Source organism: Lelliottia nimipressuralis, assembly GCF_004402045.1.
Taxonomy (GTDB): Bacteria; Pseudomonadota; Gammaproteobacteria; order Enterobacterales; family Enterobacteriaceae; genus Enterobacter; species Enterobacter chinensis.
On the sequence record NZ_SOMG01000012.1, the window covers coordinates 106978 to 119533 of the forward strand.

Annotated in this window: 13 protein-coding genes; 5 read left to right on the top strand and 8 right to left on the bottom strand. The window is 57.3% G+C overall.

Features of this window, described 5'->3' with window-relative positions:
- Position 1: 1 nt before the first annotated feature.
- Genes E3U32_RS06735 through acpT form a run of 5 tightly spaced genes read left to right on the top strand, consistent with a single transcriptional unit; the run spans position 2 to position 4215 of the window.
- Positions 2-1171, top strand: coding sequence for a beta-ketoacyl-[acyl-carrier-protein] synthase family protein (locus E3U32_RS06735; protein WP_134348150.1), 1170 nt, complete (start codon positions 2-4; stop codon positions 1169-1171).
- A complete protein-coding gene (locus E3U32_RS06740; protein ID WP_134348151.1) occupies positions 1168-1641 on the top strand; it encodes an ApeP family dehydratase in 474 nt (157 codons plus the stop codon). The genes E3U32_RS06735 and E3U32_RS06740 overlap by 4 nt, the downstream gene beginning before the upstream one ends.
- Complete coding sequence (locus E3U32_RS06745) at positions 1638-2369, top strand: 3-ketoacyl-ACP reductase FabG2 (RefSeq protein WP_134348152.1); 732 nt, start codon at positions 1638-1640, stop codon at positions 2367-2369. The genes E3U32_RS06740 and E3U32_RS06745 overlap by 4 nt, the downstream gene beginning before the upstream one ends.
- Positions 2366-3595 carry a beta-ketoacyl-ACP synthase gene (locus E3U32_RS06750; protein ID WP_134348153.1) on the top strand — a complete coding sequence of 410 codons (1230 nt, stop codon included), beginning with the start codon at positions 2366-2368 and terminating at the stop codon, positions 3593-3595. The genes E3U32_RS06745 and E3U32_RS06750 overlap by 4 nt, the downstream gene beginning before the upstream one ends.
- A 2-nt stretch (positions 3596-3597) precedes the next feature.
- Positions 3598-4215 (top strand): 4'-phosphopantetheinyl transferase AcpT, encoded by a 618-nt coding sequence (gene acpT, locus E3U32_RS06755; protein WP_134348154.1) that lies wholly within the window; start codon positions 3598-3600, stop codon positions 4213-4215.
- Here acpT and arnF read toward each other — a convergent pair.
- The 8 genes from arnF to E3U32_RS06795 form a co-directional block, all read right to left on the bottom strand.
- Positions 4163-4552 carry a 4-amino-4-deoxy-L-arabinose-phosphoundecaprenol flippase subunit ArnF gene (gene arnF, locus E3U32_RS06760; RefSeq protein ID WP_134348155.1) on the bottom strand — a complete coding sequence of 130 codons (390 nt, stop codon included), beginning with the start codon at positions 4550-4552 and terminating at the stop codon, positions 4163-4165. The two genes, acpT and arnF, sit on opposite strands and share 53 nt — an antisense overlap.
- The gene (gene arnE, locus E3U32_RS06765) at positions 4549-4884 is read right to left on the bottom strand and encodes a 4-amino-4-deoxy-L-arabinose-phosphoundecaprenol flippase subunit ArnE (RefSeq protein WP_134348215.1); all 336 of its coding nucleotides are present in this window, start codon (positions 4882-4884) and stop codon (positions 4549-4551) included. The genes arnF and arnE overlap by 4 nt, the downstream gene beginning before the upstream one ends.
- Positions 4884-6539, bottom strand: a complete 1656-nt coding sequence (gene arnT, locus E3U32_RS06770; RefSeq protein ID WP_134348156.1) for a lipid IV(A) 4-amino-4-deoxy-L-arabinosyltransferase — start codon at positions 6537-6539, stop codon at positions 4884-4886. The genes arnE and arnT overlap by 1 nt, the downstream gene beginning before the upstream one ends.
- The gene (arnD, locus tag E3U32_RS06775; protein WP_134348157.1) at positions 6536-7438 is read right to left on the bottom strand and encodes a 4-deoxy-4-formamido-L-arabinose-phosphoundecaprenol deformylase; all 903 of its coding nucleotides are present in this window, start codon (positions 7436-7438) and stop codon (positions 6536-6538) included. Before arnD ends, arnT begins: the two co-directional genes overlap by 4 nt.
- Positions 7435-9417: a bifunctional UDP-4-amino-4-deoxy-L-arabinose formyltransferase/UDP-glucuronic acid oxidase ArnA gene (gene arnA, locus E3U32_RS06780; protein WP_134348158.1), complete on the bottom strand. Its 1983-nt coding sequence runs from the start codon at positions 9415-9417 to the stop codon at positions 7435-7437. The genes arnD and arnA overlap by 4 nt, the downstream gene beginning before the upstream one ends.
- Positions 9414-10397 (bottom strand): undecaprenyl-phosphate 4-deoxy-4-formamido-L-arabinose transferase, encoded by a 984-nt coding sequence (gene arnC / locus E3U32_RS06785; RefSeq protein WP_134348216.1) that lies wholly within the window; start codon positions 10395-10397, stop codon positions 9414-9416. Before arnC ends, arnA begins: the two co-directional genes overlap by 4 nt.
- 1 nt (position 10398) lies before the next feature.
- The gene (arnB, locus tag E3U32_RS06790; protein WP_134348159.1) at positions 10399-11538 is read right to left on the bottom strand and encodes a UDP-4-amino-4-deoxy-L-arabinose aminotransferase; all 1140 of its coding nucleotides are present in this window, start codon (positions 11536-11538) and stop codon (positions 10399-10401) included.
- A 451-nt stretch (positions 11539-11989) separates the two neighbouring features.
- Positions 11990-12496, bottom strand: coding sequence for a phenolic acid decarboxylase (locus E3U32_RS06795; RefSeq protein ID WP_023333739.1), 507 nt, complete (start codon positions 12494-12496; stop codon positions 11990-11992).
- Positions 12497-12556 lie beyond the last annotated feature (60 nt).

Here is a 12556-nt window from a genome sequence, read left to right on the forward strand (position 1 = left end):
GATGATTTACATTTCCGCTGTTGGCATGGTCAACGCGCTGGGCAACTCGGCCGACGAGATCGCGGCAAACCTGAACGCCGGGATAGCTCCCGGTATGCGTCCTCGCGCCGGATGGCTACAGGGATTGCCCGATGCCATCCTGGGCGGTGTTGAGGGTGAACTGCCGCCAATACCGGATAGCCTGTCAGCGCATCGCAGCCGTAACAATCAGCTGTTGCTGGCGGCGCTGGCACAGATTCAGCCCACCGTCGAGGCCGCCATTGCGCGCGTGGGGCGCGACTGCGTGGCGGTGGTGCTTGGCACCAGCACCTCGGGGCTGGATGAAGGCGATGAGTACGTGCGCCTTTCCCTGAACGGAGAACCCAGCCCACAATGGCAGTATCCGCAACAGGAGCTGGGTGACCCCTCCCGCTTCCTGGCCGACTGGCTGCAGCTGGACGGTCCGGCGTATACCATCTCGACAGCCTGCTCCTCCAGCGCCAGGGCGATCATCAGCGGACAGCGTCTGATCGACGCAGGACTGGTGGACGTGGCGATTGTTGGCGGTGCAGATAGCTTAAGCCGGATGCCGGTCAACGGCTTTAACAGCCTTGAGTCGCTCTCGCCGACGCAGTGCGAACCGTTTGGCCGCGACCGCCGGGGGATCACCATTGGTGAAGCGGCGGCACTCATGGTGCTGACCCGCGAACCGGATCGGGTTGCGCTGCTGGGGGCGGGGGAATCGAGCGATGCTTACCATATCTCTGCCCCACATCCGCAGGGGGAAGGGGCGATCCGCGCGATTACCCAGGCGCTGAATGAGGCGGGAATGATGGCCGATGACGTGGGTTATATTAATTTGCACGGCACCGCCACCCCTCTCAACGATCGCATAGAGGCGAGCGTGATTAACGCCCTCTTTGGTGACCGGGTACCGTGCAGCTCCACCAAACATTTAACCGGCCATACGCTTGGCGCGGCGGGGATCACCGAAGCGGCATTAAGCTGGCTGATCCTGACCCGTGACCTGCCGCTGCCGCCGCAGGATTTTGCCCGCTACGCACCAGACGATACGCTGCCTGCCTGTGGCCTACTGCACAAGAGCGTAGCGCTGAAAAAACCGGTGATTTTATCGAACTCATTCGCCTTCGGCGGTAACAACGCCAGCCTTCTGCTGGGGAGAGTGTCATGAGTTATTTATCCCCCAGCGACTACCTTCCTCACGACGCGCCGATGATGCTGCTGGAGCGCGTTGAGCGTGTCACCGACAGCGGCGCGGTGTGCAGCGTCACGGTCAACGGGCACGGTGTCCTTGCCCCCTTCCTGAACGCTGACGGCGATCTGCCGGGCTGGTTTGCGCTGGAACTGATGGCCCAGACCGTGGGCGTCTGGTCTGAATGGCAACGTCTGCAGAAAGGCCTGCCCCACAGTGCGCTTGGCATGGTGCTGGGTGCGCGCGAGCTGGTCTGCGGCGCAGGACGCTTTGGCGCAGGTACCACGTTGATCATTTCCATTGAACGCCTGATGCAGGATGAACGTTTTGGCAGCTTTGAATGCATCATCCGGGCAGATACCGCCCCTCTCGCCACGGGCCGCGTAAATACCTTCCAGCCCAGCGAGGACGAATTAACCTCACTTTTCATTCAGGGAGCTCCATCATGACACGTTCCGTACTGGTCACCGGGGCCAGCAAAGGCATTGGCCGCGCAATCGCCCGTCAGCTTGCGGCTGACGGTTTCACCGTGGGCGTGCATTACCATCGTGATGCTGACGGCGCCAGGGAGACGCTGGATGAGATTGTTCAGGCCGGTGGAACGGGCCGTTTACTGACGTTTGACGTGGGCAACCGCGAGCAGTGCCGCGAGGTTCTGGAACAGGAAATCAGTACGTTTGGTGCATGGTATGGCGTGGTCAGTAATGCCGGGATCGCCCGCGATGGCGCGTTTCCGGCGCTCAGCGAAGAGGACTGGGACAGCGTCATCCACACCAACCTCGACAGTTTTTATAACGTCATTCATCCCTGCATTATGCCGATGATAAGCACCCGCAAAGGCGGGCGAATTATCACCCTGTCATCCGTTTCAGGGGTGATGGGCAACCGTGGACAGGTGAACTACAGCGCTGCCAAAGCCGGTATTATCGGTGCCACCAAAGCCCTGGCCATTGAGCTGGCAAAGCGCAAAATCACCGTCAACTGCATCGCACCAGGGCTGATTGATACCGGCATGATCGAGATGGAAGAGGCCGCGCTGAAAGAGGCCATGTCCATGATCCCGATGCAACGTATGGGTCAGGCCGACGAGGTGGCCGGGCTGGCGAGCTATCTGATGTCGGACCGGGCAAGCTATGTGACTCGCCAGGTGATCTCGATCAACGGGGGGATGTTATGACGCGTCGGGTGGTGATTACGGGGATGGGTGGCGTGACCGCCTTTGGCGAGAACTGGCCGACCATTTCACAGCGTCTGCTCGGCTACGAAAACGCCGTGCGCACCATGAATGAGTGGCGGGAGTATGACGGTCTGCAAACGCTGCTGGCCGCGCCCATCGAGGACTTCACCCTCCCGGCACACTATACCCGTAAGCGCATTCGCGCCATGGGCCGCGTGTCGCTGCTCTCAACCCGCGCCACCGAACTGGCGCTTGAGCAGGCGGGATTGATCGATGACGCGGTGCTGACGCAGGGTCAAACCGGCATCGCCTATGGATCGTCGACGGGCAGCACGGGGCCGGTCAGCGACTTCGCCTCCATGCTGATGGAAAAACACACCAATAACATCACCGGCACCACCTATGTGCAGATGATGCCGCATACCACTGCGGTCAATACCGGGCTGTTCTTTGGTCTGCGGGGGCGCGTCATTCCCACGTCGAGCGCCTGTACCTCCGGCAGCCAGGCAATTGGTTACGCCTGGGAAGCCATTCGCCACGGCTATCAAACCGTCATGGTTGCCGGGGGCGCCGAGGAGCTTTGTCCGTCAGAAGCGGCGGTATTTGATACGCTGTTCGCCACCAGCCAGCGCAACGACGCACCGAAAACCACGCCGTCGCCATTCGATACAGAGCGCGATGGCCTCGTCATCGGTGAAGGGGCTGGCACGCTGATTCTGGAAGAGCTGGAGCACGCCAAAGCGCGCGGGGCCACCATCTATGGCGAAATCGTGGGCTTTGCCACCAACTGTGATGCGGCGCATATCACCCAGCCACAGCGTGAAACCATGCAGATTTGCATGGAGCAATCGCTGGCGATGGCGGGCTTAAGCGCCACGGACATAGGGTATATTTCCGCACATGGTACCGCCACCGATCGCGGTGATATTGCTGAAAGCCTGGCCACTGCTGCCATCTTTGGCGACAGGGTGCCTGTCTCTTCGCTGAAGAGCTATTTTGGCCACACGTTAGGGGCCTGCGGTGCGCTGGAAGCATGGATGAGTGTGCAGATGATGCGTGAAGGCTGGTTTGCCCCGACGCTCAATTTAAAGCAACCAGATGAGCAATGCGGTGCTTTAGATTATATTATGGGAAAAGCACGCCAGATCGATTGCGAGTATCTGCAGAGCAATAACTTCGCATTTGGCGGCATCAACACCTCGATTATCATTAAACGCTGGGCGTAACTATGTACCAGTTTGTACTGGGAAAAATCTCCACCCTTTGCGCGGACCCGCTGGCGTCAACGCTCGCAGACAGAGCACCTCAGGGTGCCCGACATGCCTCCTGGCTGGCGGGCAGGACGCTGCTCGCCAGAACGTTATCTCCTCTCCCGCTCCCCGACATCATTTACGGCGAGCAAGGAAAACCGGCCTTTGCGAAGGGGAGTCCGCTGTGGTTTAACCTGAGCCATAGCGGTGACGATATCGCCTTACTGATGAGCGATGAAGGCGAAGTCGGTTGCGATATTGAAGTGATTCGGCCCCGACAAAACTGGCAGGCTCTGGCCAATGCCGTCTTCAGCATGACAGAACACGATGAGCTGGAGCGTGTAGCGCCGGAGGAGCAACTTTCCGCGTTCTGGCGTATCTGGACACGGAAAGAAGCGATTGTGAAACAGCGTGGCGGCAGTGCCTGGCAGATTGTCAGTATTGATAGCACGGCGCAGGCACACGCGGTCAGCCAGTTACAGATAGGCTCGCTGAGCCTGGCCGTCTGTACAACGACGCCATATACCCTGACCACCGAGTCGATTATTCACTTTGGGGCGTTCGGGGCAGAAAAATCACTAACACACCCAGAATAATAAACCCGACACCCACCAGCCCGTGCCAGGAGAAGCGCTCCCCCCAGCCTGGCAGCAGGATCGCGGCGCCCCACACCAGAATATAACTGAGACTCAGCAGGGCATACGCTTTGCTGAGCGCCATTCGATGCAGCGCCAGATACCAGCAGCCCATCGAGGCCACATACCCTATCAATCCCAGCAGCAACGCGCCGGTGCCGGACGAGAAGTGCCACAGTGCAGAAATAAACGCCAGGATATCGCTGACGGGTGGCAATGCCTGCATAGCGCTTCGCAGCAGCAACTGCGCGGCGCTGACTAACAGCACGCTGCATAAGGTCCAGAATGCCCCTTTCACAGGCTCCCTCCCAGGATAACAATCCCAATGATGATGAACCCAACCCCCAGCCAGTGATGCGACGCGACGTTCTCACGCCACAATGCTTTCGCCGCCAGCGTCACCCAGACAAAATTGAGGCTCAGCATAGGGTAGGCAATGCCAACAGGCAGGCGTTGCAGCACCACCAGCCAGACCAGCATCCCGCTGCCCAGCGCCAGCAGTGCGAGACCAAGCCACAGCGCGATATGCGCGCCACGCCGCCCGGCTTTCGCCGGACGGGTGGCTTGTTTCTGGCACAGCTGCCCTGCGCAGCTTAGCAAGCTTGCCAGTATCAGCCAGATCCAGGTCATCACTTAGGCAGATACTGCAGGTAGGCCAGACGGCCCTGGATATACACGCTGTCCGGCTCTGGCAGATTAGCCCGCGAAAGGTCGTCGCGTTTTGACAGCAGGATAACCAGTGATACGCGTCCCTGCTGACGATGCTCCGCCAGCCACTGCGCGAAATCATCTTTACCAACAAAACGATCTTTCACATCGGGATAATCCAGCCCGTAACGCAGTTCGCCACTCTGCCCAAACAGCGTGATGTCATTACGCTTTAGCTCCCACGCCAGACCAGCGGCCAGGCCAACGTTATTGGCCAGCACAAATCGGCTGTCCTGAAGCGGCTCGCGCACGGTATCGACCAGCGACTGCGGCTGTTTGGAATCCACCACCAGGTTAGGAATAGCAAAGCCAATCAGCAACGCCAGGCCCGCAGGACACAAGGCAGCCAGCCACCAGCGCTGCTGACTCTGCCTGAACGTAAACCAGCCTACCGCGGCCCAGATGAGGAACGCTACCACCGCACAGAAGACTTTATACAATTCAACCGACGTCCAGACCGGATGCTTAGACAGTCCCCACGGAGAGACCACCAGCGCCGCCACCACGCCGATGACGCCAAACGCCAGGTTAATCCCGCCGTTAATGCGCAACGCTCTGGCGCCTTTTTCCGCCGCGAGGCAGGCATAGCGCGCCATCAGGATAGCCAGCGGGGCAAAGCACGGCAGAATATAGGTCGGCAGCTTGCCTTTGGCGATGCTGAAGAACAGCAGCGGCATCACCACCCATCCCAGCAGATAGAACCCACCCCCGGCGTTTTGTCTGTCATTCCAGCCGAGGCGAAACGCGCCGGGCAGCAGCGCCAGCCACGGCAGGCTTCCCGCAATCAGGAACGGCAGGTAATACCAGAACGGTGCTTTGTGCTGCGCATCGCTCTGGGCAAAACGCTGAATATGCTCAACCCAGAAGAAGTAACGCCAGAAATCAGGCTCACGCTGCGCAATGGCCAGCGCCCACGGCAGGACAATCAGCACGCAGCTCAGGATTGCGAGCCAGCCAAATATCAGCACCTCTTTCCAGCGCTTCTGGGCAATCACCCACGGCAGGACGCCAATCACCGGTACCGCCAGCGCCAGGAAGCCTTTGGTCATCACCCCCATCCCACACGCCAGGCCAAGCAGCACATAGCCACCCGCTTTTCCGGCAACGGTTTCAGCCTGTGAAGCCAGCCAGAAGCTGCACATTGCCGCCACCAGCCACAGGGTGATGATGGGATCCAGCACCGCGTAAGTACCGATGCCATACACCAGGAACAGGGTCAGGAAGATAAGGCCGGAGAAAATGGCTGTCCGCTTATCCCGCCAGAGACGCCAGGCCATCCAGATAACCAGCAGCGCCGTTAACCCGGTAGAGAATATGGACCCGGCGCGCACGGCAAGGTTCGTATGCCCAAACAGTAATTGCCCGATACTGTTGATCCAGTAGCCGGCGATCGGTTTTTCAAAGTAACGCAGCCCCAGAAAATGCGGGACAACCCAGTCTCCCGATGCCAGCATTTCGCGACTGATTTCCGCATAGCGGGTTTCATCAGGCTGCCACAGCAGGCGGATATCGACTGGAATGAGGTAGTAAACGATAAACAGTGCGAGAAGCGCTAAGCCATAACGGGCTGTTTTCATGGGGCCGAACTCACGGTTTGTTGATAACCAAGCCAGCCTTCCCGGCCAGCCAGTTCATTACGTACAACTTTGCCCACAGGCAGGGTACTGAGGTCGTCTGGCAGCAGCTCGCTCAGCGGGCAAAATTCAATGCCCTCCTGAGCGGCCATCGTCAGCAGCGCATCGAAATCATGCTGATACGCAATCCCTTCCACTTCCGCATGGATGGTATACACCGGTGTACCGGCGTCACGATGCATGCAGTCAAGGATATAGCGATTGAACGCCTCAGCGTTCACCTCGCGCCCCACCACTTCATCCCAGGTAGGAAGCGTGACAGGAATTTGCACCGTACCGTAGCGGTTTTCCCCTAAAAGCGGCAAAAAGGGCCCGGTTCCGCGGCAATCGCTGTTGTAGCGAAACGCGAACGCTTCTTTGGCTTTCACGACGCGTTGATCCGCACGCCATCCAGCCACGGCGGAGCAGCGCACGGGCTGGCCGGTAATGGCCTCCAGTTCCAGCATTCCGCGCTCAACCTCACGGGACAGGCGCGGGATGTCCCAGACGCCAGCCCAGGCTTGCCAGGCATGGTGATCCCAGGCATGCAGGCCAATCTCATGATGCTGGGCCGCCTCACGGATAACCGCTTCATTACCCGCGCCGATGCGCCTGCCGGGCCATGCGGTGCCGGCCAGCAAAATATCCCAGCCATAAAGGGATGCTGCGCGCGAGCGCAGCATTTTGAACAAAAATGCCGGTTTAACCAGACGCCATAAATGGCGTCCCATGTTGTCAGGCCCCACGCTGAAGAAAATGCTGGAACGCACACCGTGCTTGCTCAGCAGTTCCAGCAGTTTGGGTACGCCGTCACGCGTTCCCCTGAAGGTGTCGACATCAATGCGTAAACCGACTTTTTTCATGAGTCCTGTTCCGACAGCTCCACGGTGCGCAGGAAGAAGTCGAGCGTCTCATCAATGGTCAACTCCATCTTCACCGTCGGCGTCCAGTTCAGGCAGCGCTTCGCATTGCGAATGCTTGGCTTACGGTGCTCAACGTCCTGATACCCTTTACCGTAGTAGCTGCTGCTTTCCACTTCGCGGAAACCGGCAAACGGCGGGAACTTATCGCGCAGCGGATGGCGCTCAAAGCTGGCCAGCAGCATCTCTGCCAGCTCGCGAATGCTCGCTTCGTTATCCGGGTTACCGATGTTGATGATTTCACCGTTGCAGCGGTTATCTTTGTTTTCGATGATGCGGAACAGGGCTTCGATACCATCGCTGATATCCGTAAAGCAGCGTTTCTGTTTACCGCCTTCGATAAGCTTGATCGGTGAGCCTTCTACCAGGTTCAGGATCAGCTGGGTGATCGCACGGGAGCTACCGATACGCGCCGCGTTCAGGTTATCCAGACGTGGCCCCATCCAGTTAAACGGACGGAACAGGGTAAAGCGCAGCCCTTCTTTCTCACCGTAGGCCCAAATCACGCGGTCCAGCAGCTGTTTGGAGACAGAGTAAATCCAGCGCTGTTTGTTGATCGGCCCGACCACCAGGTTGGAAGTATCTTCATCGAAGTTTTTGTCGGTACACATGCCGTACACTTCAGAAGTGGACGGGAAGATGATGCGCTTGTCGTATTTCACGCAGTCGCGGATGATCTTCAGGTTCTCTTCGAAGTCCAGCTCGAACACGCGCAGCGGGTTACGGGTGTACTCGATTGGCGTGGCAATGGCGACCAGCGGCAGCACCACGTCACATTTTTTAATGTGATACTCGATCCATTCAGAGTGGATGCTGATGTCCCCTTCCACGAAGTGGAAACGCGGGTTGTCGAGGAAACGGCTGATCGCATCAGAGCCAATATCCAGACCGTAGATTTCGTAGTTATCGTCTTTGAGCAGGCGTTCGGTCAGGTGGTTACCGATAAAACCGTTCACGCCGAGGATCAGCACGCGGGTGCGGCGTTTGATAGCCACAACCGGCGCGCTGGTGATCAGTGCCCCTGCCACCAGACCCAGAGACTGTGCCAGCTGGGTGCCCTGAACGTACAGGCCGTTGTCGGTTTGCCCGGTGACGATCTCCAGCGCCTGCTCGCCGCAGCTCACAACCAGCGGGGAGACAGAGATGACGGTGCCCGGTTTGGCGGCCGGAATATCATCACGCACGCGAGATTTCCAGACGATAAATTTGCTCACGCCCGCAAAGCTGTATGCGCCCGGCCATGGATCGGTCACGGCACGCACCAGGTTGTGCAGCTGGCGGGCTGGCTTGTTCCAGTCCAGACGACCGTCTTCCGGCGCGCGGCGGCCAAAGCAGCTTGCCTTGCTCTCATCCTGCGCGGTTTCGCTGAAGGTACCGCTGAGGATAGCGGGAAGTGCATCACGCAGCAGCGTTTGTGCCGTCGCATTCAGCTTTTGATGCAGCTGCAGCGCGGTTTCGTCCGCATCAATAGCGACTTTCTGCTGTGCCACGATAGCGCCCGCGTCCGCACGACGCACCATGCGGTGCAGCGTCACGCCCGTTTCCGTTTCACCGTTCACCAGCACCCAGTTCAGCGGGGCGCGGCCACGGTAGGCAGGCAGCAGAGAGCCATGAAGATTAAAGGCCCCTTTTGCAGCCAGACCTAAGATCTCGTCGGAAAGCAGGTTGCGATAGTAGAACGAGAAAATCACATCAGGCGCGAGCGCGCGAATGCGATCCACCCACAGCGGGTGGTTGACGTCGTCCGGGGCATAAACCGGAATCCCACGCTCGGCAGCGATACGCGCCACAGAGCCGAAAAAGTTATTCTCTCCGGCCGTGTCCGGATGGGTAAAGATTGCCGCAATGTCATAGCCCGCTTCCAGCAGGGCCAGCGTGCCCGTGCACCCCATATCGTGATAGGCAAATACAACAGCTTTCATGGGTGAATTTCCTCTTGAGATGCTTTGTGTTCCTGACGGACGACACGTTGAATAAAGTAGCGCGGACGCGCGCGAACATCGTTATAAATTCGGCCAATGTATTCACCGAGGAGACCCATCCCGACAAACTGGGCGCCGATGAACATAAACAGCACGGCAAAGAGCATAAAGACCCCTTCCGCCGCCCACTGCGGGCCAAAGACCAGTCGCAGCACGACCAGCAGGACGGACAGCGCAAACCCGGCAATGGCGATGATGCTGCCGAAAACGCTCAGCAGACGCAGCGGCGTGGTGGTCAGGCAGGTGATGAGGTCGTACATCAGGTTGATGAGACGCATAAAGCTGTACTTCGATTCCCCGTGCTCGCGCTCGGCGTGCAGTACCGGGATTTCCGTTGCCTTACGGGCAAAGGTGTTGGCGAGGATCGGAATAAAGGTGCTGCGTTCATGGCAGTGAAGCATGGCGTCGATAATATGACGGCGATAGGCGCGCAGCATGCAGCCGTAATCGCCCATCGCTTTACCGGTTGTGCGCTGGATAAGACGGTTAATGGTCCGCGAGGCCAGCTTACGGAACAGACTGTCCTGGCGGTTTTGACGCACCGTGCCGACCACGTCGTAGCCTTCATCAGCTTTAGCAACCAGGCGCGGGATCTCTTCCGGCGGGTTTTGCAGGTCAGCGTCCAGGGTGATGACCAGATCGCCCGTGACGTGGCTAAACCCCGCCATAATCGCCGAGTGTTGGCCGTAGTTACGGTTGAGCAGCACGGCAACAATATGGCTGCCTTCAGCCTGAGCGGCTTCGGTCAGCATCAGCGCGGAATTATCGCTACTGCCGTCATCCACCAGCAGAATTTCGTAAGCCTTACCCATCGTGTCGCAGGCGGCCGTGGTACGGCGGATCAGTTCGGGCAGGCTCTCCTGCTCGTTATAAACCGGGATGACCACGGAAACTTTTTGTACGGGCGGTGCACTGAACATATCAATGTCCTGCAAGCTGATGGAGTGCGGTAATGACACGGGTTGTGTCGTCATGAGTCATGTCCGGGAAAAGAGGGAGAGAACAAATACGCGCGCTATTCCATTCAGAATTCGGGAGCGATACATCAGGAAAACGCTCGCGGTAGTATTTTTGCGTGTGCGCCGCGCGGAAATGGAGGCCGGTACCGATGCCTTTCTCTTTCAGCGCCGCCATCAGGCTGTCGCGGGAAATTCCGCAGCGCGCTTCATCCACGCGAATAATAAACAGGTGCCAGGCGTGAACGTGCGGCCATGACGGAATAGTCAGCGGCTGGAACGGCGTATCGGCAAGCTCTCGCAGGTAGCGTTCAGCAATGTCCTGGCGGCGCTTGTTGGCCTCTTTCAGTTTGCCCAACTGCACCAGCGCCAGCGCGGCATTGATATCCGCCAGGTTGTATTTATAGCCCGGCGCGATCACTTCCGCCTGCGGCGCACGACCGTGCGTCTGGCGGTCATAGGCATCCACGCCCAGACCGTGGAATTTCAGACTGCGGATCCGCGCAGCAAGCTCGGCATTATCCGTAACCACTAAGCCGCCTTCTGCGCAGGTCATATTTTTAATGGCGTGGAAGGAGAAAATCGCCGTCCCTTTCCAGCCCACATGGTGGTTCTTGTAGTACGTTCCGGCGGCATGGGCCGCGTCTTCAATAACCGGAATACCGTGACGTTCACCGATGGCATGGATAGCGTCGATTTCGCACGGCGCGCCGGCATAGTGAACGGGAATAATGGCTTTGGTACGCGGGGTAATGGCAGCTTCAACGGCTTGTGGCGTCACCATCAACGTATCTTTGTCCACATCAATCATGACCGGGGTTGCGCCCAGCAACACGATCATATTCAGGGTGGAGACCCAGGTTTGCGAGGGGGTAATGACTTCATCGCCCGGGCCAATATCCAGCGCCATCAGCGTGACGTGCATTCCCGCGGTGGCTGAACAGACGGCAATCGCGTGCTGATTCCCGGTAAGTTGACAGAATGCCTCTTCAAGTTCCTGATTCTTAGGACCCGTGGTGATCCAGCCCGACATCAAAACGTCCTGAAGCGCCGCAATTTCCTCAGCGCCCATCGACGGTCGCGAAAAAGGCAGAAAATCACTCATTATTAATTTCCTTGCTGTATTAAAGGCGTCATCTTTTACTGCGCTGTCGTCATGGGCAGCTCAATGGGATCATGCAAGATGGTTATTAAATAAAGACCAAATAAAATTAAGTCGCTATACCAGTTATGTCAACAAACCATCAACTGAAGCAAAAGTAACGTCGTTTTCTTAGGAAAAAATTAAGACAGGTGAAAAGCAGAAGGGAAACAGCACATAGAAGAGAATAGAAAATCGTTTTACAACAGCAAGATAGTGATTCTAACTATTTTTTTTGTTTTTTGTGGGTGGACTCACAGCGATTACTCTACTATTTCATTTCGTTTCCATTAAAATTATAAGAAAAGTAAATGAATACTCAACCAAAATAAAAATCCCGGAGGTTTGGGGGGAATTCCGTCATCCTCCGGGAACTTTCTATTAATATCAATTGTCGCGCATTCAACTGTCGCGCTTAGTTAAGATTAGCAGGAAAATCATTCGGCAATTCACTGGCCGCGCAGGCAATCACGCTTTCATTATTTGCACCGCAGTCGCGAACAAAGGTGATGGTAGCAAATTCATCAATCACTTCCGTTGGATACGCGGGGCCTGCATCACGATAGCTGTTCATCAACGGAATGTGATCGTTCTGGAAGCAGACGGTTTTTTCCGGGTTGTTCATGACCCAACGCGGGAAGAAGATGGTGCCGTGGAACAGTTTGTCGCCCAGGTTCACGATCAGGCTGACGTCGGTGCCGGTTGGCTCGGTCCAGGAAATTTTATAGATGCTTTCCCCTACCCGCACGATGTAAGCCTGCTGATCTTTCACCCAACGGTTGGCCACAAGACCGCTGTGAATACGGTAATCAAGCGTGGTCTCATTTTTTACATAAATCTCGTAGTTCCAGCCATTGTCATACGTATAAACAAGGTGTTTGCCAACGAAGCCGCTTAAGTCGTGTTTGTCGAAGGTGCTCATAAGATGTCTCCTTTGTTTTGATGAGACGATCGTACCCCTTCAAAAAATGAATGAATAACG

Bases quoted from the DNA above. Each gene is read 5' to 3' on its own strand.
- E3U32_RS06735 (WP_134348150.1), top strand. From the start codon at position 2: ATGATTTACATTTCCGCTGTTGGCATGGTCAACGCGCTGGGCAACTCG.
- E3U32_RS06740 (WP_134348151.1), top strand. From the start codon at position 1,168: ATGAGTTATTTATCCCCCAGCGACTACCTTCCTCACGACGCGCCGATG.
- E3U32_RS06745 (WP_134348152.1), top strand. From the start codon at position 1,638: ATGACACGTTCCGTACTGGTCACCGGGGCCAGCAAAGGCATTGGCCGC.
- E3U32_RS06750 (WP_134348153.1), top strand. From the start codon at position 2,366: ATGACGCGTCGGGTGGTGATTACGGGGATGGGTGGCGTGACCGCCTTT.
- acpT (WP_134348154.1), top strand. From the start codon at position 3,598: ATGTACCAGTTTGTACTGGGAAAAATCTCCACCCTTTGCGCGGACCCG.
- arnE (WP_134348215.1), bottom strand. From the start codon at position 4,884: ATGACCTGGATCTGGCTGATACTGGCAAGCTTGCTAAGCTGCGCAGGG.
- arnT (WP_134348156.1), bottom strand. From the start codon at position 6,539: ATGAAAACAGCCCGTTATGGCTTAGCGCTTCTCGCACTGTTTATCGTT.
- arnD (WP_134348157.1), bottom strand. From the start codon at position 7,438: ATGAAAAAAGTCGGTTTACGCATTGATGTCGACACCTTCAGGGGAACG.
- arnA (WP_134348158.1), bottom strand. From the start codon at position 9,417: ATGAAAGCTGTTGTATTTGCCTATCACGATATGGGGTGCACGGGCACG.
- arnC (WP_134348216.1), bottom strand. From the start codon at position 10,397: ATGTTCAGTGCACCGCCCGTACAAAAAGTTTCCGTGGTCATCCCGGTT.
- arnB (WP_134348159.1), bottom strand. From the start codon at position 11,538: ATGAGTGATTTTCTGCCTTTTTCGCGACCGTCGATGGGCGCTGAGGAA.
- E3U32_RS06795 (WP_023333739.1), bottom strand. From the start codon at position 12,496: ATGAGCACCTTCGACAAACACGACTTAAGCGGCTTCGTTGGCAAACAC.